Raw genomic sequence first — 23,106 nt, forward strand, 5'->3', positions numbered from 1 at the left:
CAGGAAACTGTCACCTCCGTGACATCTTCCGACGCACGGCAGCGCATATGCATTTGTGACAGGGGCGTTTTCGCGCGATGGCTTGGGATATTCTGGCGTCCGGCTCCGGAAAACATCGTGCGACAGCCGCCGATCGCGGCGTCAGACCGGCACGGGTCGCGTGGCTGGCGCTCGTCGTTGCCCTGCTCCCGTTGCGCGCGACGGCGTTCCCGCTCGGCGGCGACCAGACCGTGCTGCCGGCCGGCACTGAATTTTCCGAGGAGGCGCTGGCGCGGCCGCGCGAACTCTTTCATTCCGAAGCCGTCGGCGGGCGAAAGTCCTTTTTGGTCAATCTCGGCGATCTCGCGTTCAACTCGCCTTCCATCCTGGGCGGCAAGGCGCGTCAGGCCGAGATGAGCTGCGGCACCTGTCACGTCAACGGCGCATCGAACCCGAAACTGTTCGTTCCGGGCGCATCCTCCCGCCCCGGCACCTTCGATACGACCAGCCTTGCCTTCAACGCGAAGACGTTCAACAGCATCCTCGATCCGGTCAGGATTCCGAGCCTGCGCGGCGCCCGCTTCCTCGCCCCCTACGGACATGACGGGCGCATCACCTCGCTGCGCGACTTCGTCTATAATGTCATCGTCAATGAATTTTCCGGTCCGAGGCCGCGCGACGAGGTTCTCGACGGCCTCGTCGCCTATATCAACGATATCGATTTTCTCCCCAATCCGAAGATTGCACCCGGCGGCAGGCTTGCCGCGCAGGCGAGCCTGGCCGAGCGCCGCGGCGAGGCGCTGTTCTTCAAGCCGTTCCCGAAGCAGGCCGAGCTGAGCTGCGCCGGTTGTCATGTTCCGGGTGGTACCTTCAACGACCAGATGCGCCACGACGTCGGATCCGGTGGACTGGTCAAGACCCCGACTTTGCTGAACGCCAACTTCAACGCCCCGTATTTCCACGATGGCCGCTACGACAGCTATGAACAGGTGGTCGATCATTTCGATCGTGTGTTCGACCTCGAACTGTCGACCCAGGACACCCAGGACCTCGTGGCCTATCTGAATGCGGTCGGCGACGGCGAACGCCCGTTCGACAAGGACGGCGTCATGCTCCGGATGAAAGAGGTGCTCGAGCTCTCGAGCGTCCTCGAGGTCGCGATCCCGGCTGCCGACACCGCGGTGGTGTCACTGGCCGTGACCGGGGTCGGGGCCGAACTGCGCGAACTGACCGAGCGCATCCCGGACATCAGGAACACCTCGATCGGTGGCAAGGACGAGCGGCTGGCGGCGCGCGCGATCCTGAAGGACCTCGTTCTCACCCTGCGCCGCATCGATCTCGACGTCGCCGCCGGCCGTATCGACGATGCGATGGCCGAATATCGCAACTTTGCGCAGCTGGTGCACTTCGACGTACCCGTCGCTCTGAAAAAGGCCGAACCCTGGTCGCTGTTCAACAGCAACGTGCATCAGTCGCACTACACTGCGCTCGGCCGGATCCTGCCGGTAACAAGCCAGCAGTCGCAGTAACGGACGGCGTGCTCAGTCCGAAGCCGGCGGCTCAACCCATACGTCACTCTGCTGGATCCGACGGATCAGCGCTTGCGGGTCGAACTTGCGCAAGCCTGCGGGGATTTCAAACGTCTGCGCCGGCTGCGGCTCGTCGCGGATGTGATCGGCAGCGATCACCGTCCCATCCGCGGTCCTGATCCGTACCGGAAATCTGCGCGCGCGGTCGATCCAGCCGACAAAGCTCAAACCGGACGGCGCGGCGATTCGAAAGACGTCGGTGTCGTGCCCCCCGATCCTTTCCGCTCCATCGCGCTGGCAGTGCCACGTCGCGAGGTCGATCGGCGCGGACAGCTGCGCCATCGCCAGCCATTGCCGGCAGGGATCATCCGGATCGACCGGAATGAACATCCGGGTGAGCGGACTCGATTGCCGCGCGTCCATGTAAACCCGTGCCGCCGGACGGACGAAATAGGCTGCGGGCTTACCCGTATCGATCAGGAAGAAGCCGTCGGACAGCGTGCTTGTCTCGATCCGTGCTCTTCCGCCCGAGACCCGCAAGGCTCCCATGGCGGTTGCCGTGTCGTCCTTGTTCGCGACGAGGTCGGCGGAAAACTGCTGCGCCATGGCCGGGATCGCCGCGCCGGCCAGGATGGCGACGGCAAGCAGGCCGGCCACGACGCTGCTGCTGATCGCGCACGTCTTATTGCGTTTCATCGCATGTCTCCGGTCGATCAGGTGGCAGGGACGGAACATGACGGCGCCGACCGAACCATTGGTTCGATCGGCGCCGCCCTTGGATGCAGTCAAGACCTCGCCGTGGGCGAGAGCTTGATCACTCGGTGTAGGACAACGTGACCGGCTTGCTGAAGTCGAACGCGTCGAACATATCAGACAATGCCGGGCTGTTGGTCGGAACATACTCGTTGTTCTTCGAGTAGGTCGGGTTCGGCAGGTTGTCGCGGCTGCGGTTCGTGAGCGGCTGGAGAGCCCAGTTGCGCTCGATGAACTTCAGCAGCGAAACGTGGTCGGCGTAGTTGTGGTTGACCTTGCCGCCCGTCGAATAGGGCGAAAGGATCAGGGTCGGAATGCGCGGTCCGTCGCCGAAGAAGTCGATGGACTGCTGGTAGCCGGAGTCCCAATAGCCGCCGGCCTCGTCCCAGGTGATGAAGACAGCGGTTTCAGCCTTCAGCTCCGGGTTGTTGTCCAGCGAGTTGAGCACGTTCAGGACATAGGCCTCGAACAGGTCAACCTTCGAGCTCTGCGGATGACCGTCGAGCAGGCCGTCCGGCTTGCCGAAAGACACCGCAGGCAGCGTGTTGTTCTGGATCGCCGTGATCAGATCGGCAGTGTCCTTCATGTGAGCCTGACGCACGGCCGGGTTGGCCATGATCGAGGTCGCATACTGGAACGGATTGCAGATCTGGCAGTAGGCAACGCCGAGCGCGTGCGCCGGATCGGCGACCGCAGCGGCGCTGAGGTTGGGGTTCGACGGATTGGCGGCAACTGCGGCGTTGGAAAGCGCCACGGCGTCGTTGAACGCGCCACCGTAGAACGCCCAGGAGACGTTCTTCTCCATGAGCGCATCGCCGATCGTGCGAACCGACGACGGCGGCACGTTGTTGCCACCCGACAGCGCGCCGTTCGGCAGATAGCCCGGGTTGACGTTGTTGAGCATGTAGTAGTGGTTGGGCTTGCAGTTCGGCTCCGCCGCGTATGGCAGATTGTTGAGGTAGGTGACGATCGGCTTGACGCCGGGCTGGAAGACATCAGAGCAATTGCTCCAATTGCCATCGACGGTGTAGCGGTTGACCGAACCCGCGACCGGATTCGGATTGGCGATCAGGTTGGCCGGCGGCGTCACCGGATTGCCCTTGCCGTCGCTCCAGAAGGCCGCGTCACCGGTACCGAGCATGAAGTGGTTCGCGCCGGTGCCGCCATGGAACGACTGGTGGAAGTTGTCGCTCAGGGTGAAGCGGTCGGCCAGCATCTTCAGGACCGGAGCCTGACCCTGCTGGGCGTTGTAGTAGCCCATCGAGTTGGCCATGCTCTTGTTGGACGCCGAATAGGTCGCCATCACGAACGGGAACAGATCGTTCAGGCAGCCCGAATTGTTCTTCTTGGTGGCGTTGGCGGCGCTGCAGTCTTCCTGCTGCCAATCCTGGTAGAAGCGATGCGTCGAGTCGCCGGTGTAGTCGTCGTCGCTGATCTGCTCACCCTGCAACTGGAACGGTCCGTTCAGACCGCCAGCGCCGGGAATGCGGGTATCCAGCACACCGGTCGGCAGGCCGCTGAAGCCGGTGGTGAGGATATCGAGATCGGCCGGGTCCATGTCCTTCTCGACGCTGGCCTCAGTGATCGTCTTGAACGGGGGCGCGGTGTCGCTCTGCGCGGTCGGCGTGCCGGCCGTGTTCGGCTGCGGCATCGGGTTGGTCGCGTTGTAGGGCGACTTCGCGATCGTCGGCGCGCCGACATAGTACAAGGGCTGGCCCGCGACCGAGGACTGCTGCGCCTGCGCAAAGTTCGGTCCCGGCGTTCCATCCTCGTTGACGATGCCCTTCGACAACAGGTTGGAGATGGTCTGCCCCTTGCCCTTCGGCTTGTAGATACCGAAGGTGTGATCGAGGCCGCGGTTCTCACCGATCAGAATGATGACGTGCTTGATCGGCGACGCGGTCTTCACGCCGTGATCGCCGTCACCATGATGGCCATGGTTCTCATGGTTCGCACGATCGCCCTCTTCGTGCGCCTGGTGGTTGTGATGCGGACGCTTGTCCCAATCACTGCGACCGCCCGGATAGTGAGCGGCATATGCGGCTGTTGCGACGAGCACCGTTGACGCGATGCAGAGCGCGGTGCTGGTTCGCCAGTGTTTTTTGTAATTCAAACTCATTGTCGACCTCAGGGTGTTTGCGGTTAGCAACACACACTGCTTAGTGCGACAATATGACGCATCGTTTTCGCTTACATGAAAGCGCGCAAGAAATTTCGAAACGTTCAAATATTTTCTGAGGAGACATCTGCCGCCGCGCGGTGCATCTCCACGATTCAACCATGCAACCAATGATCGAAAATTGATCACGCATCCGCGCCGCAGCGCAGATCGCAAAATCACTTCAATACAACGCAATCAATGCGAAAGGTGCTTGGAGCGCATCACCTGGCGAAGCGCAGCATAATGCTGGTCATGCACGCCTTGATTGAATAGCGACCATGGCTCGGCGCTGGCCAACAGCGCAGGCACTGCAGCAGCCATCAGATTGCGATAATTCCTGAACTCGGTTGCGGCATCCGCGTTGCGCCCTGCCGCAACCGCCATCTCGATTCGCCGCAACGTGAGCACGAGCTCCTTGAGGCCGTTGCGCGCAAGTACGCGCTGCTGCTCGCCGCCCGAGACGCTGGTGTTCTTGCGGTCGGGATATTGCTCGGTTAACTCGCGCAACTCGCGGCCGATCGTATCGACGGCCAGCGCGACGATGTCCTTGTCACCGGACGGAATCGCGGTCGCGAGCACCGTCGAGAAATCGTTGATCTCCTTCAGCGTTGCCCCGGCGCCGTCGCGCTCATAGGGCTGAACGCCATCGCCGACTGCCGTGAGATAGGCGACGAGGTCGCCCTTGTCCTGCGCCGAGAGCTCGAGCTGAAAGGTCCGGTCGAAATAATCGACGACCTGGTCGTAATTGTCGAAGCGGCCGTCGTGAAAGTACGGCGCGTTGAAATCGGCGTTGCGCAGCGTCGGCGTCTTGAACAGGCCGCCCGAACCTACGTCGTGCTGCTGGTGATCGACAAAGCCGGACGACGGAACGTGGCAGCCCGCGCAGCTCAGCGCGGGATCGTGCAGGAACGGCTTTGCGAACAGCACCTCGCCGCGGCGCTCCGCGTCGCTGATCTTGCCGGCCAGCCGTCCGGCGGGACCAAGGCTCGGATTGGGCAGGAAGTCGATGTCGTGAATATACGCCACGATCGCATCGAGCGTTGCCGGCGACGGCTCGGGACCTGCGAACTCGTTGGTGATGACGTTGTGGACGAAGTCGCGCAGCGAGGCGAATCGGCCGTCGGCGCCGTAGGGCGCTAGATAACGGGCGCCGCGCAGGCTCGGGATCCGCACTGGATCGAACGCCAGATTGTTGGCCTTCGGATTGAACAGCGGACCGGTGGTGTCGAACGTGCCGGGCCGGCTCGACATCTTCGGCATGAAGAATTTGGCGTTGTTCGCGCCATTGACATGGCAGGTGCCGCAGCTCACGCCGGCCTGCCGCGCCACGTCACCGAGCAGCCCCGGCGAATTGAACGCGAGATCGCCGAGATTCACCAGATAGGACTTGGCCCCGGTCCGCTCGGACTGGAACACCTCGCGCGGCTTGTCGAGCGCATCCTCGTTCAGCTCGGTCGCGACAGGCAGCACGGTCTTGTCACCGTCGACCGGAAACGCCACCGCACGCCCGAACAGTGCCAGGGCGATCACACCGGAGAGCAGCGCAGCCAGACGCAGGTGAAGCGATGTCATCGCGCCTGGGCCTCCAGGGTCGGCCGCTGCAGCCCGAGCTTTGCCGAGGCGCTCTGCAACGCAACCACCAGTTCCTCGCTGGTCTGGCGCAGTTCGGCAATGTTGACATGCGGCAGGTCGGGCGTGGCGACAATCGCTTCGAGCTGCTCGATCCGGTTGGTCACCATCTCGTCGAGCTTGCCGTCGACCGTGTTGAGCGCGGCCGAGAAGATCGTGTGGTAGGCGAAATCGATGCCGGCGATGTTGTTGCGCATGTCGTCCAGCGAGGTGCCGCTGATGCGCGACTCGCCGCCATCGGCCTTGCTCTCTCCGACTTCGTAGGCGAGCCGCACCGTGCCATCCAGAAGGCCCTGCGGCGTCAGCTTGATATCCTTGAGCTTGCCGTGGAGATCGTTCAGATGCTCGACAAGCCCGGTCGCATCGGTGGCCACGTCGGTGCTGGCAGCTCCGAACAGTTTCGCCTCGATGGCGTGGAACCCGCTGTCCGCGTTGGGCCAGGCGTCGATCTGCGCGTCGAGCTCAGGCACGAACCCCGCGGTGAACACCTCCGAGCGCTCCCAGCCGGCGCGCGCCGACAGCCAGGCCTTCTTCGCTCCAGGCAAATCCGCCGCCGCGGCGCGCTCGCGAAGCGCACGCGCGCCTGTCAGCGCACTGGCGACGCCCTCGATCAAATATGGCCGGTAGCGCTCGGCGCCCTCCTCGAGAGCGCCGGCATTCGCGGCGCGCACGCCTGCGAACGCTGCCAGCAAAGCAAGGCACGCCGCCACTTGCATCTTGTGCATAGTCAACCCACTCGTCTGCCACGAAGGGCTCGCGGCATGTAGCGGGGCGAACTATTGTCGGTATCCTATGCGGATTTGTGACAGCGCAGACTTTTTGTCGCATCTTTTCTGCTTCGCGATCGTCGATGACGATCACAATTTTGCAAACTCGTTCGCGCTGCTGCAGACGGATTGAAATTGGACTGTTCAACGCGCGTGAGTTGTTGCAACACAACGTCCGCATCTGTCACACTTGTCCGTCGCCATGCAGATTGATCGCGAAGCCCTTTATTTTATCGGATCTTACGGTGCGCTTTGCATGCTTTGCTGCGCGGTCGCGCTGATCGATCTTCGCCACGGCATCATCCCGAATTGGCTGAACCTTGCGATCGCGGCGCTCGGTCTCGCCAACGTCGTCGTCACCGAAGGCACGATGGCCGCCTTCACCGCCATGGCGATTGCGGTCCTGGTCGGCATCGTGTTCCTTCTACTGCAGCGTCTTTACTTCGCCTTGCGGCATGTCGACGGATTGGGACTTGGCGACGTCAAGTTTCTTGCCGCCGCGGCGATCTGGGTCGGCGCGACAGGCGTTCCGACCTTGCTGCTGATCGCGGCACTCGCAGCGCTCGGTGTTGCCGGCGGCCTGCAACTCGCAGGTCACGAGATGAAGCGCCAGACCTCGATCCCGTTCGGCCCGTTTCTGGCGCTCGGGCTTCTCGTGACGCCGGCCCTTCAGAGCTGGCTCGCGTTGAACTAGCATCCCGGTCCGACGCGCAATCACATCTGGCGCCGCGCGGCCAAGGGCTTCCTTTCCGTGCTGACCGGAACCAGGCGGACATCGCCGCTCTCGTCGCCGCCGGGCTGGGGCAATGTGAGCACGGCCCCCTGATCGTCCTTCTGCATCGTGACTTCGCGGCCGTTGATGGACCGCAGCTTCCATCCCTGGAAGTCGTCGCCGATCTTCAGCCGCAGCGCCGTCTTGGTCGATTGATCGAGAAATATCCCGAAGCTTTCGTCATCCCCCGCAATCGTGCCGACCAGCGACAGCGGCGGTGGCTCGATCGCGACCTTGCGCGGCGGCGGCGGCGCCGGCTTGCTGACCTCCGGTTCCGCAACGACGGCAGGCGGCGGTCGCCGCGACGGCGAGAACACCGGCCGGTCGCGCGTGTTGGACAGCGTCTTGAGCGGGATGCCCCACAACGGATTGGCGCTGAGCGGCCGGGGTGTCGGTGCCTGCGACGGTGTCACCCGGACCGACGTCACCGGTTCGGACGGTGGCGGTGAACTCAGCACCGGTCCGCCGAGACGGGTATCATCGAGCATCCCGGCGTCCAATGCATCGCCGGACGGGGCAGGCACCGCAGCCGGCGCCGAATAGGCCGACACTGCCAACAGCACGATGGTCGCTGCGAAGCGTCGCATCATTTGGCTCCTCGCCATTGTCCGGAGACGCCGAGCAGCACGCGCAGCTTGCCGGGATCGGCGCCCTTGGCGGCCTCGTCGGCGACGGGTTGCACGACCAGTTGGTCGATGAACAAAAACGGCATGCCGGCTTCCAGATCGTAGAGCACCTGCTGTAATTGCGCCTGCTCGATCTCGCTGCTCGCGACCATGCTGATGAAGCCGGCCTTGGCCGGCGCGTTGGGAACATCGAGCTGCGTCGACAGCACGTTGCCGCCGGCCTTGATCACCGCACCCGACACCCGTTGCAGCAACGTGGCGCCGGCCACCGTGACGGTCGCCCCCTCGAGATAGGCCGAGCCGGTCGGCATCGCCGGTTGACCGGGCGCGGCATTCGCCCTGGATCTCCCCTCCAGTTGCTCGAGCATTCCGGCCGCTGCCGCGACATCACTGCGCAGGCCGATGATGTCCGAGAGCGAGGAGATGACGACAAAGAGCAGCAGCACGAACAGGCCGAGATAGCTCGCGGTCGCGACCATTGGCGAGGTGCTGACAGCTGTCAGCGATCGGGATGCTTCGCTCATGAGCCGGACCCAAAATAGGCAGTGATGTTGGCCTCGACGTGGAACCGCTCGGCCGATTCGTTCGCCGCACGCGTCGTCGGCGCGAAGAACGTCGCGCGGGTGAATTGCGGCGACTGCTCCAGCAGCCGGATCAGGGACGGCGCATCCTGGGTCAGTCCCACCACCTGCACCTTGTTGCCCTCGATGCGAAGCTCCGTCACATAGGTCGTGTCGGGCAGTACGCGCGAGACCGCTTCCAGGACCATGACGCTCGACGGCGTCGTCTGCTTGCGCTTGGCCACCAGGCCGAGCCCGGACGAGTCGCCATTGGCATCGAGACGCAGCGCGGCGCGGCGCTGCGCGATCCGGTGTTGCAGATCGTCCTGCTCGGATTGCAGCCACCCGCCGAGATAGATGTTCAGCAGCAGCGAGCCCGCGGCCGCGGCCGCTGTCGAGACCAGGCCGACGCGCAACAGGCGCGGAACCGAAGGCCCGGCAAGGCCGCGCAGCGACTTGTCGAGCAGCGTCACCTGCTGCGCGGCGCCGTCGCCGCCAACCGCCGGCGCGAAGACCGCGACGGAGGCGGCGCCGAGCATCCTCGCCATCCGGATCAACGGATCGACCTTCGCCGCCGCGGTCGCGCCGAACGCGACTTCGATGCGGTCATTGGCGATCGGTTGCGGCGAACTCCAGCCAAACACGGCATCGGCAGCGCTCCATGGTGTCAGCCGGTCGACCTGTGCGCGGATCATGCCGTCGAGGAAGTCGCTTGCCTGGCTCGGGAAATCGAGCACGCGGCTGACGATTTGATCTGATCGCAAACGCACCTCGATGCGGCTGCCGTCGAACGCGGTCTTCCACTCCGCCGGCAGCGGAGGCTGCGGCGCATCGTGATCGAGCCGGAACGAAACCGGCATCGAAGGCGAGCCATCCTTCGAGACCGCGAGGCGGGCGGTGAACATACCATCGCCATTCTCGTCGAGCCCGATGCTGCGCCGGCGCATGAACTTGCCGGCGACGCCGTCGACGGCGGTCGCGACCGCGGCGATCCATTGCTCGAACCATTGCCGTGCCTCGGCAAGCATTGCCATCAACCTCTCCTGCGCGGCAGAGCCGTAATTCGCGCCTCGACGTCGTTTTGCCAGGACAACACCCGATAGGGCTCGACCTTGTCACCGAGTGCGATCACCGCCTCGGATGTGGTCCGGTGACCGTTGCGGAAGCGGATCGAGATTGCGATCCGGTAGCACGGGCTCTGCGCCGTCGATGCCGCGCTCTGCTGGCTTGGGGCCTGCGTTCCGGCAGCGATTCCGTTCGGCGAAGCCGGGCGCGCCCCGAAGCCGTCCTGGTCCTTCCCCGACGCCTTATCGACGGCGAGAGCGACTTCCGGCGCGGCGATGGTCGGATCAACATCCGGACCGCCGTTGAACACCGTCACGAACGGCAACACGCGATCGACAAACGCTTCGGGGATGCCGGCGACCAGCGCCAGCTCGTTGACATGGGTGAACAGCCCCTGCCGCGGCGAATAGCCAAGCGCGTTGTAGCGCGCCGCCTCCACATTCTCGCTGCCCGGCGCGGGCCGGGTTCGCCAGCCGACGATCCGGTCGGCATATTCGGCGGCGGCGTCCTTGCGGGCGCCGAGCACGACGAACAGGCCGATCAGCATCTCCTTCGACGCGTAGTTCAGATCAAGGCGGCCGGCCTCCGACGTGAAGGTGATGCCGACGCTGGCATCGTCCAGCCCGAAATGAAACGCCCCGTACTGTGGTCTCGTCTTCTCGTCCGTCAGCGTCAGCTGATAGGCGGTGAGCTCGAGCCCGGCCGACACCAGCGCCTCGCTCTGCAACGACAGGTCGCTGGCCGCCAGCGCGCGCGCCGACGCGGCCAGATAGGCCGAGAAAATGATCGCCAGCGACGACAGCGCCAGCAGGATCCAGAGCACCGCAACGATGACGAAGCCGCGATTGGCCGGCGATCGGCCGACATTGCCGGACGCGCCCATCACGTCTTCCCCTGATCGGTGGCACTTCCGGAACTCTGCTTGTCGCCGCAATTGCCGTCCGGCTTGGTGCAGTCGCTCGGAATCTGGACATGGACCGGCGCGATGGTCGAAACCGACAGGACGCGCTGGCTCGCCGCGTCGCGCACGGTCAGCCGGATCATCGCCGGCAGTCTGTCCGCGTCCTTCCACGCGCTCTTCCAGGCCCGGTCAGCACCGGCATAGGCGAACGACAGCCGATAGGGCGCGCGCAGCAGCACCACCGGGCTGCCGAGATGGACCTGCTCCGACAGCGACACCCCGTCAGCCAGCGGCGTGAACCGCGTCTGCGTGCGAACCGTGACGAACTCGCCGCGATCGCGCGTCTCGCCAAGGCGCACCACGTCGAGCCCCGGCCCGGCATTCGGCCCCACCGACGTGCGCACGAACATCACGGACAACTCCGATCCGTCGAACAGCGGCTTGTGGCTGTCGCGGTTGGCGGCAACGAACTCCGCGGCGGCAAGATCGGCGCCGATCCGCTCCAGCGCGATCCCGATCAATTCGCTGCGCTGGATCCGGTCGAGGCCCCTGTTCCAGCTCGGCAGCCACTGCGCCGTGATGCTGGCGAGCGCCGACAGCAACAGCCCCATCAGCGCCAGCGCGACGATGGTCTCGATCAGCGTGAAGCCGCGCTCGCCCGTTCGCTGGTCTGCCCATGCCCGGGTCATTCCGACGCCCTCGGCATCAGGCGCACGGTGCGAATGTCGGACAGCGCACCGCCCGGAGATTTGACGCGAATCCGCACCAGCTCCGGAGCCCATGGCACATTGCCCTCGGGCACCTTCCAGTCGCCACCGAGCGGACTGACATCAATCGTCCAGCGGTAGCCCTCCGCCTGCCCCGTCGAGGTGCCCGACTGCAATTCCGCGCGGGGCGGGATGCCGACCGTCATCAAGGTGCGCACCGCCTGCATCAGCGCCACGTGCTGCTCCAGCGCTCGCACGCCGCGCGTCTTGACGCCCATGACGGCGCCGATCGCAACGATCGAGACAGCCACCAGCGCCAGCGCCACCAGCACCTCGATGATGGTGAACCCCGCATCAGCGCGGTCAGTTGGCGGCGACGTCGCGAGCAACGATTTCAACCCTTCCGGTAAGCCAGTTGACGCGGACCTCATATCCCGCATCGAGCCGCGTCAGCGCGATGGAGCCGCCGCAGGACCCGCCATTGGCGAAGAAGCGGATGGTCGACAGTGCGGCGCGGCGCTGACAGCTCTGCGGCAGCACGGCATCGAACCGCACGTCTTCGGGGATCCGCACCGTCATGCGCGATGCGCCGGAGTGGATCACCCGGCTCGGCGCATCGACCAGCGTCGCAACACTGGTGCTGCGCTCGATGGCGGCATTCCGATCGGCCTTCAGCAGCGTCGCGGTCTGCAATGCATAGGCCTGCAGGCGCGATCGCGAGGTCTGGTGCGGAATGAACGGAAGCAGCACGGCCGCCAGCAGCGCGATGATGGCGAGCACGCACACCATCTCGAGCAGGGTGAAACCGCGCTGCGTCGCGTCACTCATGCTTGCCATGCATCCTTACTGGTCGTTGTTGGCGGCGGTGGTCTTCTCGAGCGAGATATCGGCCGAGGTGCCGCTGCCGCCCTCCTGACCATCGGAGCCGTAGGAGACGATGTCATACGGTCCGTGCTCGCCGGGCGAGCGATAGAGATAAGGATGGTTCCAGGGATCGTTCGGCACGTTGCCGCCCTTCAGATACGGGCCGTTCCAGGCCGCGACCCCCGGCGTGCGCCGCACCAGGGCGGCAAGCCCCTCAGCCGTCGACGGGAAGCGCCCGGCGTCGAGGTAGAACAGGTCGAGCGCGCTGGAGAAGCTCTGCAACTGAATGCGCGCGGTCTTGACCTTGGATTCGCTGAGATAGTTGAGCACGCGCGGGCCGATCAGCCCCATGATCAGGCCGATGATCGCGATCACCACCAGCATCTCGACCAGCGTGAAGCCCTCCTGCCCCGAACGCCTCTGGCTTTGCGACGGCGTGCGAGCGCGTTCCGCTCGCGTGGCGAATGCCTTTATGATGATGTTGCGCGATATCATGGCCGATGACCCCTGCTCTAACCGACTAGCTGTGTGACCGAGAGCAGCGCCGTCATGACCGACACGATCAATCCGCCGACGACGGTGCTGATCGTGATGATCGCTAGCGGACCGACGATGCCGACGACCCGGTCCAGGCTGCGCTGCAATTTTGCTTCGTAGAATTCCGCGACCCGCCCGGCCAGCACCGGCAGCTGCCCGGTCTCTTCACCGAGCCGCAGCATGCGGACCGCCATCGGCGGCAGACTGTCCGCCACGGCGAGTGCTTCCGACAATTTGCCGCCATGGCGGACGCGGTCGGCGGCGGCGGTCCAGTTCGCCTCGCTTCCGGTCACTGACATGATGTCGACCAGGATGCGCAACGCGGCGGTGAGGTTGACACCGCTGCCGAGCAGGACGCCGAGATTGCGGCAGAACAGGCTGGCGCGATAGAACTGGAAAGCGCTGCTGATGCCCGGCACCCGCGAGATGGCGTTGACCAGCGCGGCGCGGACGCGCGCCTGCCGCAGCAGCCACCATGCGAGCGCAATCGTTGCCGCGCTGATCAGGCTTGCCGCGGTGGCATTGGCGCGCAGGAAATCCGATACCGCAATGAAGCTGGCGAGCGCCGTGTCCGACTTGCCGCCGAAATCGCCGAGCACGGTCGAGAATTGCGGCAGCACGAACAGCAGGAAGAACAGCATCACGCCGGACGCCGCGACCAGCACGAAGGCCGGATATTGCATGGCGTCGGTCAGCTTGCGCCGCATCTGCTCGGAACGCGCGCGCTCGGTGCCCAGCATCTCCAGCACGGAATCGAGCGTGCCGGAGATCTCTCCCACCCGGACCAGGGCGATGTACATCGGCTGGAACAGGGTTGGATGATCGGCGACCGCGTCGGCAAAGCTCTCGCCGGTGAGCAGGGCGGCGCGAATTTTCGCCACCACCGGACGCATCCGGCCCACGTCCGCGTCGCCCGACAGCAACTCCAAGGCATCGTCGAGACGCGCACCGGCCTTGAGCAGCAGTGCGAGATCACGCGTGAACGTAGTGACCTCGGCCGCGCTCGGCCCGCCGAACAGGCTGCGGCCACCGGTGCCGCCGGATGCGCGCTTGTCCTCGGTGGTTTCGATCGGCAGCAGCTTGAGATATTCGATCCGCCGCGCCACCTCGGCCGCCGTCGGGGCGGAGATCGTGCCGTTCACGATCTCGCCGGCCTGGGTCAGAGCGCGATAGCGATAATTCGGCACGGCGTCACCGCACCGTTGCGACGCGGAGGATCTCGGCGGGCGAGGTCAATCCGGCGCGGCATTTCGCGACCCCGTCGTCGAGCATCGTGGTCATGCCCGAGCGGATCGCCATCGTATCGATCTTCAGCCCGTCGGTTCGCTCCCCGATCAGTTCGCGCAGTTCATTGGACAGTTCGAGCAGTTCGAACACGCCGAGGCGGCCTCGATAGCCGGTCCCGCCGCAGCGCTCGCAGCCGCATGGCTCCTGAATGATCTCGTCGGCCTTGAAGCCGAGCGCGGCGAGCCGGGGGTCCTCGGCGAAATCGGCTGTTGCAAGCGGCCGCGCCGTCTTGCAGCGCTCGCAGAGTTGCCGGACCAGACGCTGCGCGATCACGCCGCGCAGCACCGAACGCAACAGATAGCCTTCGACCTCGAGGTCGAGCAGACGCGGCACCGCGGCAGCCGCGGTCTCGGTGTGCAGCGTCGTCAGCACCAGATGCCCGGTCAGCGCCGCATGCACCGCGACATGCGCGGTCTCGGAATCGCGGATTTCGCCGACCATGATCACATCCGGGTCCTGGCGAACGAAGGACCGCAGGGCGGTGGCGAAGGTCAGGCCGATCGCGGGCTTGATCTGGGACTGGTTGACCCCGGGAAGCTCGTATTCGACCGGATCCTCGATGGTCAGGATCTTGCGGCTGGGCTCATTGAGGATCGACAGGATCGTCGCCAGCGTCGTGGTCTTGCCGCTGCCGGTCGGCCCCGTGATCACGACCATGCCGTGCGGCAGCTTCAAGAGCCGCCGCAGCTTGGCTTCGTCAGGCTCGGAGAATCCGAGCTTTTCGACCACCAACAAGCCGCGATCCTTGGGCAGGATGCGGATGACACAGGATTCGCCGTGCTGCGTCGGCATGATCGCGACGCGGATATCGATGTCGGTGCGACCGGCCCGCAGCCGCGCCGCGCCGTCCTGCGGCAGGCGGCGCTCGGCGATATTGAGGTTGGCGATGATCTTGATGCGGGAGACCACCGCCTGGGGCAGCACGCCCGACAGCGCGGCGACCGGCCGGAGCAGACCATCGATCCGTAAGCGCACCATGAGCCCGCCGGAAAACGGCTCGATATGGATGTCGCTGGCGCGAAGCTCGACCGCCTTCTCAATGAGATCGTTGACTGCGCGCACCACCGGCGCGCCGCTGGCGAGATCGCGCAGGCTCTCGATGTCGTCTTCGCGGGGCAGCGCCGCGGCGCTATCGGCGGCCTCGGCCTCTTCAGTGCTGGACGAGTTGTTCAGCGAGATGGCGACGTCTTCCGACGAAGCCACCTTCACATGGATGCCGGCGCCAAGCACGATCTGTGCCGCCCGCAGCGTCGCCTGATCGGTCGGGTCGACGACGGCGAGCACCGTGGTCCCGTCGACCGCGCGGCACGGATAGACCATGGTCTCGCGCAGGAAGCGCGGCGAGAACGACCCGACCAGCGGTTCGGCCGACGTCATCTCCTGAAGCGTCAGCCGGCCGAGCGCAAAGAAGCGCGCGGCTTCGTCGGCGAAGTCGGTCGGCGAGAGGCTGGTAACCTCCCACAGCTTCAACTGCCTGACGTCGGCGCCCTGCCCGGTCCGCTCAGCCGGTCCATCGCTCGGCGCCAGGTGATTGTTCTGACGCAGATAATCCACGAACCGAACGGACAGGTCGTTGGCCATTCTCGATATCCCGCCACACTATCCCGGATCAGTTCGTGCCAAGTGCCACTGCGTGCCGTCGCGTTCGGCTCCCGGCAATTGTGCGGTTATCGATCCGAAGTGTGACAGCTGTGCGAAGTCACATCATTCGTCCCGCTCAAGAAACTTTGAGGGTGGCATCGCGGACACAAGCAGCGCGCCGGCAGCACGATTTCGGTGCGATGCGATGGGCAGGTCGCGAACGACAATCATGTAACCAATTTATTTCTGTCATGTTCGATCGCTAAGAGTCCCTCCGGGGTAGGACCGATCGTCGCAAGCAATCGAAATTTCAGTTAGTCAAAGCGAAGGGCCTTCATGCAACGCGTAGGCACAGTGGGCCGCTGCCCGACGATCCGTGGCGGCCTCGCAGCCATTTTTGCCTTGACGTCACTGGGGTTGTTGGCGTCCTGCAATTCCGCGACGGTCGGCGAGAGCGTGGACGCATCCCAACTCGACGTCACCGACAAGGTGCGCTCGCTGGATCTGGCGCAGCGCCAGCCGCAACCGGTGAACGCACAGGCGGCGACGGGCGGCAGCCAGAGCGGCAGCGTCCGCGCGGCGATGTATGACGGAAGCGAAGTGACGGCCGTCGCGGACGCGCGGCCGCAACCGGCGTCGAACGGCAACGGCTTCGATCTGAATTTCGAGAGCACGCCGGTGGCGACCGTCGCCAAGGTGGTGCTCGGCGACATCCTGCATGTCGGCTACACCATCGACCCGCGGGTGCAGGGCACGGTCAGCCTGGTCTCGGTCCGCCCGGTGCCGAAGTCCGACATGGTGTTCGTGCTTGAAAACGCACTCCGCCTGAGCGGCGTTGTGCTGCTCAAGGATACGGCAGGCTATCGCCTGACGCCGCTCGGCGACGCCGTCGGCGGCGGCCGCGTCGATGCCGCGGCGGCCAATCCGGAACCCGGATTCGGCATCTCGGTGGTCCCCCTGCAATATGTGTCGGCGCAGACCCTCATGAAGCTGACCGACAGTTTTGCCACCAGGGCCGGCGCGATCCGCGCCGACACGACGCGCAACCTGCTGCTGATCCAGGGCACCGGCGCCGAGCGCCGCACCGCGGTCGATACCGTGCTCAGCTTCGACGTCGACTGGATGCGCGGCCAATCCGTCGGCATCTTCCCGATCTCGAGCGGCTCGCCCGCGCCTGTTATTGCCGAGCTGGAGAAGATCGTCGATTCCGGCGAGAACGGCCTCAGCCAGAATGTCATCAAGTTCATGCCGATCGCGCGCCTGAACGCGATTTTGGTGGTGACCAAGAAGCCCGACATGCTGCACACGGCCGCGACCTGGATCAAGCGCCTCGACCGCAACGACACGGCGCGCACCTCGGTCCATGTCTACCGCGTCAAATACGGCGATGCGCGCCAGATTGCGCGGGTCCTGACCGACATGTTCCTTGGCGGATCGTCCGGCAACCTGCTCGACAGTGCCGACAGCCAGCTCGCGCCCGGCTCCGGCACCTCGTCGACCTCAAGCGTCGCCGACCGTCTGTCGCTCAACAACAACAACGGCGCGAATTCAGGCATGAGCGGCTTCGCATCCCGCGGCACGTCGGGGACGGGCGCAACCGGCCAGGGCCTTGGCCAGGGATTTGGCGCCGGCGGGCAAGCGAACAATCCCAACAATCCGGGCCAGGGCAACAATGCCGCGCTGGACGCCGGACGCGGTGCCGGCGGCGGCAACGGGCAGCCCGTCATGCAGGACGTCCGGATCACGCCCGATGTCGTGAACAACAATCTCCTGATCTATGCCGACCAGGCCAACTACCGCATCATCGAGTCGACCCTGCTGCAGATCGATGAGCCGCAGCTCCAGGTCGCGATCGACGCGACGATCGCCGAGGTCACGCTCAACAACACCTTGTCCTATGGCGTACAGACCTATCTCACCAGCCAGAACCTCGGCCTGAAGCCGAACACCGGCTCGATCCTCGGAACCCAGGCCACTTCCGCGCCCGCGACCACCACGGACGCAACCACCGGTGCGGTCTCGGTCGCGGGATCGCTCACCAATGCCTTCATCAACCAGAGCTTCCCGGGCTTCAACTTCCTGATCGGAAATGCAACGCAGCCGAGCCTGATCCTGGATGCGCTGCACGCCGTCACCAGCGTCAAGGTGCTGTCCAATCCCTCACTGGTCGTGATCAACAACCAGGTCGCGACCCTGCAGGTCGGCGACGTCGTCCCGGTCTCGACCGGCAGCGCGACGGTGCTGACCACGAGCAACACGGTGGTCAACACCATCGACTATCGCAACACCGGCATCATCCTGAAGGTCTCGCCACGCGTCAGCGTGAACGGCACCGTGCGGCTCGACGTCGAGCAGGAGATCAGCAATGTTCCCCAAAGCAGCGGCAGCACGGTCAACCTGACGCCGACCGTTTCGGAACGACGGGTCAAGAGCCAGATCTCGGTGGCCAACGGTCAGACCGTGCTGCTGGCGGGCCTGATCAGCGAGCAGCAGAGCGGCGCCCGCAATGCGCTTCCGGTGCTCGACCAGATTCCGGGCCTCGGTGACGCCTTCGGACATCAGAGCAACGGCACCCAGCGTACCGAGCTGATCATCTTCATCCGCCCGCAGATCATCCGCAATGGTTCCGACGCCCAGACCGTGGCCGAGGAGCTTCGATCGAAATTGCGCGGCAGCATCGCCACGACATCGACCAATGCACCGATCACCACCAGCTATCACTGAGCCGGACAGCAGGATGCGCCGCGTTCTCGCACAACGGACAGGCCTCTCGGTCTCGCTTGCGATCGTGCTTTGGGCGATGACCGCCTCTGTCGCGAGCGCCGACAGCGTGGCGCGCGGATCGGCCGCCTTCCATCGCGGCGACTATGTCCGGGCGGCTCGGGAGCTCGCGCCGGCCGCCGAGCGCGGCAATGCGCGCGCCCTCGGCATGCTCGGCTTCTTGTATGAGCACGGCTTCGGCGTGCCGCAGGCCTACGCAGCCGCCGCCGACTGCTACTATCGCGGCGCCGTGCAGGGCGACCCGTTCGCGCAGGCCCAGCTCGGCCTGATGTACGACAAGGGTCACGGCGTTCCGACGGATTTCGTGCTGGCCTACAAATGGCTCAATCTGGCCGCGGCCCGCTCGAACGGGCGGCAGCGCGATGCCTATCTCCGGTTCCGCGATGCGGTCGCATCCAAGCTTTCGACCTATGAGATCATTGCCGGACAGCGGTTCGCACTGGAATGGGCACCCGATCGGCCGGCGCCGGACGTGCACCTGACCGCCAAGTAATCGCGGCTTACGGGGGTGTGCGCACGAGGCTCGCCGACACGCGCCTGCCTCGTACCTTCCGCCGCCGCAACCGGCGCCAGCCGATCACGATCCCGCTGATCGAGATAATCGTACCAGCCGCCGACAGCAGCCACACCACGACGTCGCGCGCCGGCCAGATGCGCAGCAGCAGCGGGAAATCGAGGCTGTGCAGCGCGTTGAACAGCCAGCGGTAGGACCGGCGGCTGTCGTCGCTGCGGTCGAGGATCTCGCCGGTGACGGGGGAGATGTGCAGCCAGGTGTGGGCGGGATCGTCGAAGCCGATCCGCAATACGGGAAGCTCGCGCGTCTGGTGCAGCGTGTACCAGTAGGCGTCGGGTTCATCGAGCTGCCGCGCTGATGTCATCGCAGCGCCGGGCATTGCGTGTCTGGCGGCAGCGATGATCTCGTCGCGCGAGAGGGTCATCCGCGAACCGGTCACAGGATCGGCGATGCTGCGGCCGCCGTTACCGTCGTCGAGCAACATTAACCGGTGTCCGCCGATCCAGACGAAGCGGGCCTCCACCGCCGGCATCGATGGCGACGACTGGAAGCCGGCGACGATGTCGGGCGTCTCATGGCCGCTGTAGCCGATTGTAATCTCGCGGGTGATGCCGCGTGCCGAGAACGCGCCGCCGGGATTGAGCGACAGCCAGCCGCTGAACATCCAGGTCAAGACGCAGATGCCGCCGATCAGGCCGGCGATGTGATGCCAGGCCATCCAGCCGCGATAGGGCGAGACGGCGCCATCAGCGTAGCGGCGCATCAGCCGCAGGCGGAGGACGCCGATCCAGAAGCCGGTGATCGCGACGACAAGACAGACACCCGAGATCCACAGCACCACATCCCGCCACAGCGGGCCGTCCTTGCGCAACACGGTCGGATAGATCCAGTGCGGGATCGAGCCGAGCCAATTCCAGATCCGCTCGCAACGCGTGGTGTCGAGCGCGATCTCGCCGCTGCGCGAGGAAACGTAGAATTCGGTGCCATCGGCGTCCCCGAGGTCGATCAGATGGAGCGGCCGCAACGGATCGAAGCGCGCGGTCACCGACCATTGGTCGCGCGTGATCGTTTCGATCAAGCGAGGCCGCACGGCATGCGGATGATGAGCGGCAATGGCCAGCGCCTGGTCCGGCGTGATCCGGTCGATCACGCTGCCGTCGGTCGCCGAAATCGTGATCGCCCCTGCCTTCCAGCCGGTCACCCGATAGACGGGCGTGTCGTCCATCATCGAAAGCCGCAAATCACGCGGATAACGCTCGACACCTGCGATCGCCATCGCGCGATCGGGTGCGAGCTGCACCTTGCTCCAGGGAATGACAGGAAGCGCGGCGAGGCGCTCGCTGTCGGTAAGGCGCGGAAAGGCCACGTACATCATGACAAGGCCGGAGATGAACCACATCGCGAACAGGAGACACGTCGCAATGCCGATCCAGCGATGGACGATATAGAGCCACCGCCGCCCGCGCCGGATCAGAGCGTTGCGCATGGTCAGAACTTCACGCTGACGGACAATTCGGCGGTACGCGGCATGCCGAGCAGCCACTGCCCGGTGCCGTTCGAGGTCACCGCGTAGGCCTTGTCGAACAGATTGTAGAGGCGGAACGCGACCGTGGTGCGGTCATCCGGCTTCCACCTGACGCCGCCATTGACCACGTTGTAGCCTGGCCGCAGCTGGGTGTTGGCAAGATCGGAGTACATCGCACCGACGATCTGCACGCCGCCATAGGCCGACCAGTTGGGCGCGAAGTCCCAGGTCAGCCAGACGTTCGAGACCTGCTGCGGCACGTTGACCGGGACATTGCCGTTGAAGCTGACGATCTTGCCGCCGGCCACCTGGCTGTTGTTGTCGTATCTGGCGCGCAGCAGTGCAAGATTGGCGTCGACGCGCCAGCCGTCGCTCAGTGCGAGCCCGATCGATCCTTCGACCCCGCGGGATGATTGCTGGCCGATCTGCAATGCCAGGCCGCCGGTGGGATTGCCGGGATCGGGAATCGTGAGCCCGGTCTTGACGATCTCGTAGGCAGCCAGCGTCCACTCGCCGCGGCCGCCCCAGAACGATTGCTTGACCCCGATCTCGGTCTGCTTGCCGGTCGCAAGCTGGAACGTTTTCTGCGTGGTCGACAGTGAGATCAGATTGCTGACCGGATCGACGCCGACCGCGTACTGGCCATAGAACGCGAGGTTCTTGATCGGCTCGTAAACGAGCCCCGCGCGCCAGCTGGTGCCCGATAGCGCCGTCTCGAAACTGTTCGCCGGCGTCTTGTAGTCGGTGCGATCCACCTCGGGACGGTCATACCTGACACCGGTCACCAGCGACAACTGATCGGTCAGCAAGAGACGATCCTCGGCGAACAGCGCGTATTGATTGACGATCGCATTGAAGCCCGGCGTGGTCGCCGTCGTCGTCGCGAAGAACGATCCCGGATCGAACACGTAAGGATTGACCGACGACGCGCCGCCATAGGGCGAGTTGTTGGTGTGGGTGAAGTCGATCCGGTTGACGTCGAAGCCAGCGACGACCTGGTTCGCAAGGCCGAACACGTGACCGCTGAAGGTCGCATCCATCCGGTTGCCGAGCTGCTTCTGGTCGTGGAAGATCTCGATGTAGCTCGCGCGATCGATCAGCCGGGTCTTCGGATTCCAGGTATAGTTTTCGATGTCGCGCCAGTGCCGCTCGCTGGTCAGGTAATACAGCGTGTTGTTGACCTTGATGCCGTCGGCGACGTCCCACTCGGTCTTGAACTGGGTCCAGCTGTCCTGATAGCGGATCGCGCTGTCCAATGCGTTGTAGTTCTTGAAGCGCAGCGCATCCTGGATCGAACCGTTGATCAGCGGCGTGCCGAAATAGCGCGACGGGCTGCGGTCGCCGTAGTCCTCCGACAGCGTGAAGGCCAGATTGTCCGACGCCTGCACCCGCACGGCAGCGGAGACCACCGCGTTCGAGGTCTTGTCGCGATCGACCCAGCCGTCCGACATGTTGCCGGTGGCGTTGATGCGGTACGACACATTGGGATTGATCGGACCGGTGCTGTCCACCGAGAGCCGCCGGGTCATGTTGCTGTCGAGCGAAACTTCGGCCTCGTTGTAGGGCGTATTGAGCGGTTTCTTCGGGATCACGTTGATGACGCCGCCGATCGCGCCTTCGCCGTACAGCACCGAGGCCGGGCCGCGCAGCACTTCGATGCGCTGCGTCGACCAGGTGTCGTAGGGGAACGTCAGCGTGCCGGAGCCGATATAGAAGCGCGTGCCGTCATACAGCGTCATCACCGAGTTGCTGCCGGCAAAGCCGCGGGTGCTGAACGACAGGCCGCCATTGCCGGGTGCCGGCGTTGCGATGAAGCCAGCCGCGTCCTGGGTGACGGCATCGAGCACATTATGCTGGCCGCGTTCAGCGATGGTCTGCGCCGTGATGATCTCGACGCTGGCCGGCGTCTGCAGCGGCGTCAGATTGAGACGACTGCCGGTGCCGCCCTGCGTGGTGGCATTGAGCGTCGGCGATGCCGATCCCGGTACGCCCGACGCTGCGACGCGCGGCGCGTTGCCGGTTGTTGCGATCGTCGCGGGCCTCGGCCGCGCCGCGGCGGCCACGGCACGGCTTCGCGCCGCGGGCTTCGGCCTTGCCACAGCGGAAGGCGCGACCTCAATCGGATCGAGCCTGGTTGGTGGAGGCGTTTGTGCCGAGCCTTCGGCCGGCAACAGCAGCGATGACAGGGAGCAGAGAAGACCGAGGCGCCATTTGCGCGCAACGGGAGAGGACGGAGACATGAAAAGGACTCGCGGTAACGTGGCACGTCACCGCGAACGCGGACTGGCGCATTGCCCAAAAGGCAGTGCTCCGATCCCACCAGGACGCCCCCGCCCGATGTGCTCGCGTGTGACCACGACTGACGGCAGGTCTCCTGGCTCACGGGTCATCGCCTGTCGACGCCTTCCCGGGCCGATGGCCCAGTGGCAATTTGACGAAAGGCTCGCCGTTTACAGTTGCGGGGACAGCTGCGGCATTGGGGTTACCCTCGCACCGCATTCCCTTTTGATCCCCGAAGGGAACCGTCGGCAAAAACGATAGGTGCTGGCTGCAGGGCTGTCAATTCGA

20 protein-coding genes and 1 riboswitch are annotated in these 23,106 nt (G+C 65.0%); of the genes, 4 read left to right on the forward strand and 16 right to left on the reverse strand.

What is annotated here, in order from left to right; genetic code table 11:
• Positions 1-77 precede the first annotated feature (77 nt).
• Complete coding sequence (locus tag ACVIHF_RS30700; RefSeq protein ID WP_456793009.1) at positions 78-1,508, forward strand: cytochrome c peroxidase; 1,431 nt, start codon at positions 78-80, stop codon at positions 1,506-1,508.
• 12 nt (positions 1,509-1,520) lie between these two features.
• On the opposite strand, the gene ACVIHF_RS30705 is transcribed toward ACVIHF_RS30700, so the two are convergent.
• From ACVIHF_RS30705 to ACVIHF_RS30720, 4 genes are all read right to left on the reverse strand, one after another.
• A complete protein-coding gene (locus ACVIHF_RS30705) occupies positions 1,521-2,204 on the reverse strand; it encodes a hypothetical protein (RefSeq protein WP_456793010.1) in 684 nt (227 codons plus the stop codon).
• A gap of 118 nt (positions 2,205-2,322) precedes the next feature.
• Positions 2,323-4,374 (reverse strand): alkaline phosphatase family protein, encoded by a 2,052-nt coding sequence (locus ACVIHF_RS30710; RefSeq protein ID WP_456794137.1) that lies wholly within the window; start codon positions 4,372-4,374, stop codon positions 2,323-2,325.
• 243 nt (positions 4,375-4,617) lie between these two features.
• The gene (locus ACVIHF_RS30715; RefSeq protein ID WP_310881243.1) at positions 4,618-5,994 is read right to left on the reverse strand and encodes a cytochrome c peroxidase; all 1,377 of its coding nucleotides are present in this window, start codon (positions 5,992-5,994) and stop codon (positions 4,618-4,620) included.
• Positions 5,991-6,776, reverse strand: a complete 786-nt coding sequence (locus ACVIHF_RS30720; protein WP_092080432.1) for an EfeM/EfeO family lipoprotein — start codon at positions 6,774-6,776, stop codon at positions 5,991-5,993. Before ACVIHF_RS30720 ends, ACVIHF_RS30715 begins: the two co-directional genes overlap by 4 nt.
• Before the next feature lie 298 nt (positions 6,777-7,074).
• Between ACVIHF_RS30720 and ACVIHF_RS30725 the strand changes: the two genes are divergently transcribed.
• The gene (locus ACVIHF_RS30725; RefSeq protein ID WP_063790104.1) at positions 7,075-7,512 is read left to right on the forward strand and encodes a prepilin peptidase; all 438 of its coding nucleotides are present in this window, start codon (positions 7,075-7,077) and stop codon (positions 7,510-7,512) included.
• A gap of 20 nt (positions 7,513-7,532) precedes the next feature.
• Here the strand turns inward: ACVIHF_RS30725 and ACVIHF_RS30730 are convergent, their stop codons facing one another.
• The 10 genes from ACVIHF_RS30730 to ACVIHF_RS30775 are packed head-to-tail and all read right to left on the reverse strand — an operon-like array spanning position 7,533 to position 15,718.
• A complete protein-coding gene (locus ACVIHF_RS30730; protein WP_310881242.1) occupies positions 7,533-8,177 on the reverse strand; it encodes a hypothetical protein in 645 nt (214 codons plus the stop codon).
• Entirely contained in the window at positions 8,177-8,740 is a 564-nt protein-coding gene (gene gspM / locus ACVIHF_RS30735) for a type II secretion system protein GspM (RefSeq protein ID WP_310881241.1), read from the reverse strand. Before gspM ends, ACVIHF_RS30730 begins: the two co-directional genes overlap by 1 nt.
• Positions 8,737-9,810 (reverse strand): PilN domain-containing protein, encoded by a 1,074-nt coding sequence (locus ACVIHF_RS30740; RefSeq protein ID WP_456793011.1) that lies wholly within the window; start codon positions 9,808-9,810, stop codon positions 8,737-8,739. Before ACVIHF_RS30740 ends, gspM begins: the two co-directional genes overlap by 4 nt.
• Positions 9,810-10,724 carry a general secretion pathway protein GspK gene (locus tag ACVIHF_RS30745; protein WP_456793012.1) on the reverse strand — a complete coding sequence of 305 codons (915 nt, stop codon included), beginning with the start codon at positions 10,722-10,724 and terminating at the stop codon, positions 9,810-9,812. The genes ACVIHF_RS30740 and ACVIHF_RS30745 overlap by 1 nt, the downstream gene beginning before the upstream one ends.
• On the reverse strand, positions 10,724-11,431 hold the full coding sequence (locus tag ACVIHF_RS30750; RefSeq protein ID WP_253606584.1) for a PulJ/GspJ family protein: 708 nt from the start codon (positions 11,429-11,431) through the stop codon (positions 10,724-10,726). Before ACVIHF_RS30750 ends, ACVIHF_RS30745 begins: the two co-directional genes overlap by 1 nt.
• Positions 11,428-11,847 (reverse strand): prepilin-type N-terminal cleavage/methylation domain-containing protein, encoded by a 420-nt coding sequence (locus ACVIHF_RS30755; protein WP_229160390.1) that lies wholly within the window; start codon positions 11,845-11,847, stop codon positions 11,428-11,430. Before ACVIHF_RS30755 ends, ACVIHF_RS30750 begins: the two co-directional genes overlap by 4 nt.
• Positions 11,813-12,277, reverse strand: coding sequence for a type II secretion system protein (locus ACVIHF_RS30760; RefSeq protein ID WP_050386340.1), 465 nt, complete (start codon positions 12,275-12,277; stop codon positions 11,813-11,815). Before ACVIHF_RS30760 ends, ACVIHF_RS30755 begins: the two co-directional genes overlap by 35 nt.
• 15 nt (positions 12,278-12,292) lie before the next feature.
• Positions 12,293-12,808 (reverse strand): type II secretion system major pseudopilin GspG, encoded by a 516-nt coding sequence (gene gspG / locus ACVIHF_RS30765; protein WP_050386312.1) that lies wholly within the window; start codon positions 12,806-12,808, stop codon positions 12,293-12,295.
• A 17-nt stretch (positions 12,809-12,825) separates the two neighbouring features.
• Complete coding sequence (locus tag ACVIHF_RS30770; RefSeq protein ID WP_253606581.1) at positions 12,826-14,037, reverse strand: type II secretion system F family protein; 1,212 nt, start codon at positions 14,035-14,037, stop codon at positions 12,826-12,828.
• A 4-nt stretch (positions 14,038-14,041) separates the two neighbouring features.
• Positions 14,042-15,718 (reverse strand): GspE/PulE family protein, encoded by a 1,677-nt coding sequence (locus ACVIHF_RS30775; protein ID WP_456793013.1) that lies wholly within the window; start codon positions 15,716-15,718, stop codon positions 14,042-14,044.
• A gap of 336 nt (positions 15,719-16,054) precedes the next feature.
• Here ACVIHF_RS30775 and gspD point away from each other — a divergent pair, with 336 nt between their 5' ends.
• Both gspD and ACVIHF_RS30785 read left to right on the forward strand, forming a co-directional pair.
• Positions 16,055-18,442: a type II secretion system secretin GspD gene (gene gspD, locus ACVIHF_RS30780; protein WP_253606577.1), complete on the forward strand. Its 2,388-nt coding sequence runs from the start codon at positions 16,055-16,057 to the stop codon at positions 18,440-18,442.
• A gap of 76 nt (positions 18,443-18,518) precedes the next feature.
• Entirely contained in the window at positions 18,519-18,992 is a 474-nt protein-coding gene (locus ACVIHF_RS30785; protein WP_057017771.1) for a tetratricopeptide repeat protein, read from the forward strand.
• 7 nt (positions 18,993-18,999) lie between these two features.
• Here ACVIHF_RS30785 and ACVIHF_RS30790 read toward each other — a convergent pair whose 3' ends face one another.
• Positions 19,000-20,499, reverse strand: a complete 1,500-nt coding sequence (locus ACVIHF_RS30790) for a PepSY domain-containing protein (RefSeq protein WP_456793014.1) — start codon at positions 20,497-20,499, stop codon at positions 19,000-19,002.
• Positions 20,500-20,501: 2 nt separating this feature from the next.
• The gene (locus tag ACVIHF_RS30795) at positions 20,502-22,778 is read right to left on the reverse strand and encodes a TonB-dependent receptor (protein ID WP_456793015.1); all 2,277 of its coding nucleotides are present in this window, start codon (positions 22,776-22,778) and stop codon (positions 20,502-20,504) included.
• Between the two features lie 107 nt (positions 22,779-22,885).
• Positions 22,886-23,080: riboswitch (cobalamin riboswitch) on the reverse strand.
• Positions 23,081-23,106: the final 26 nt, after the last annotated feature.

It is taken from the genome of Bradyrhizobium sp. USDA 4506 (assembly GCF_054058795.1).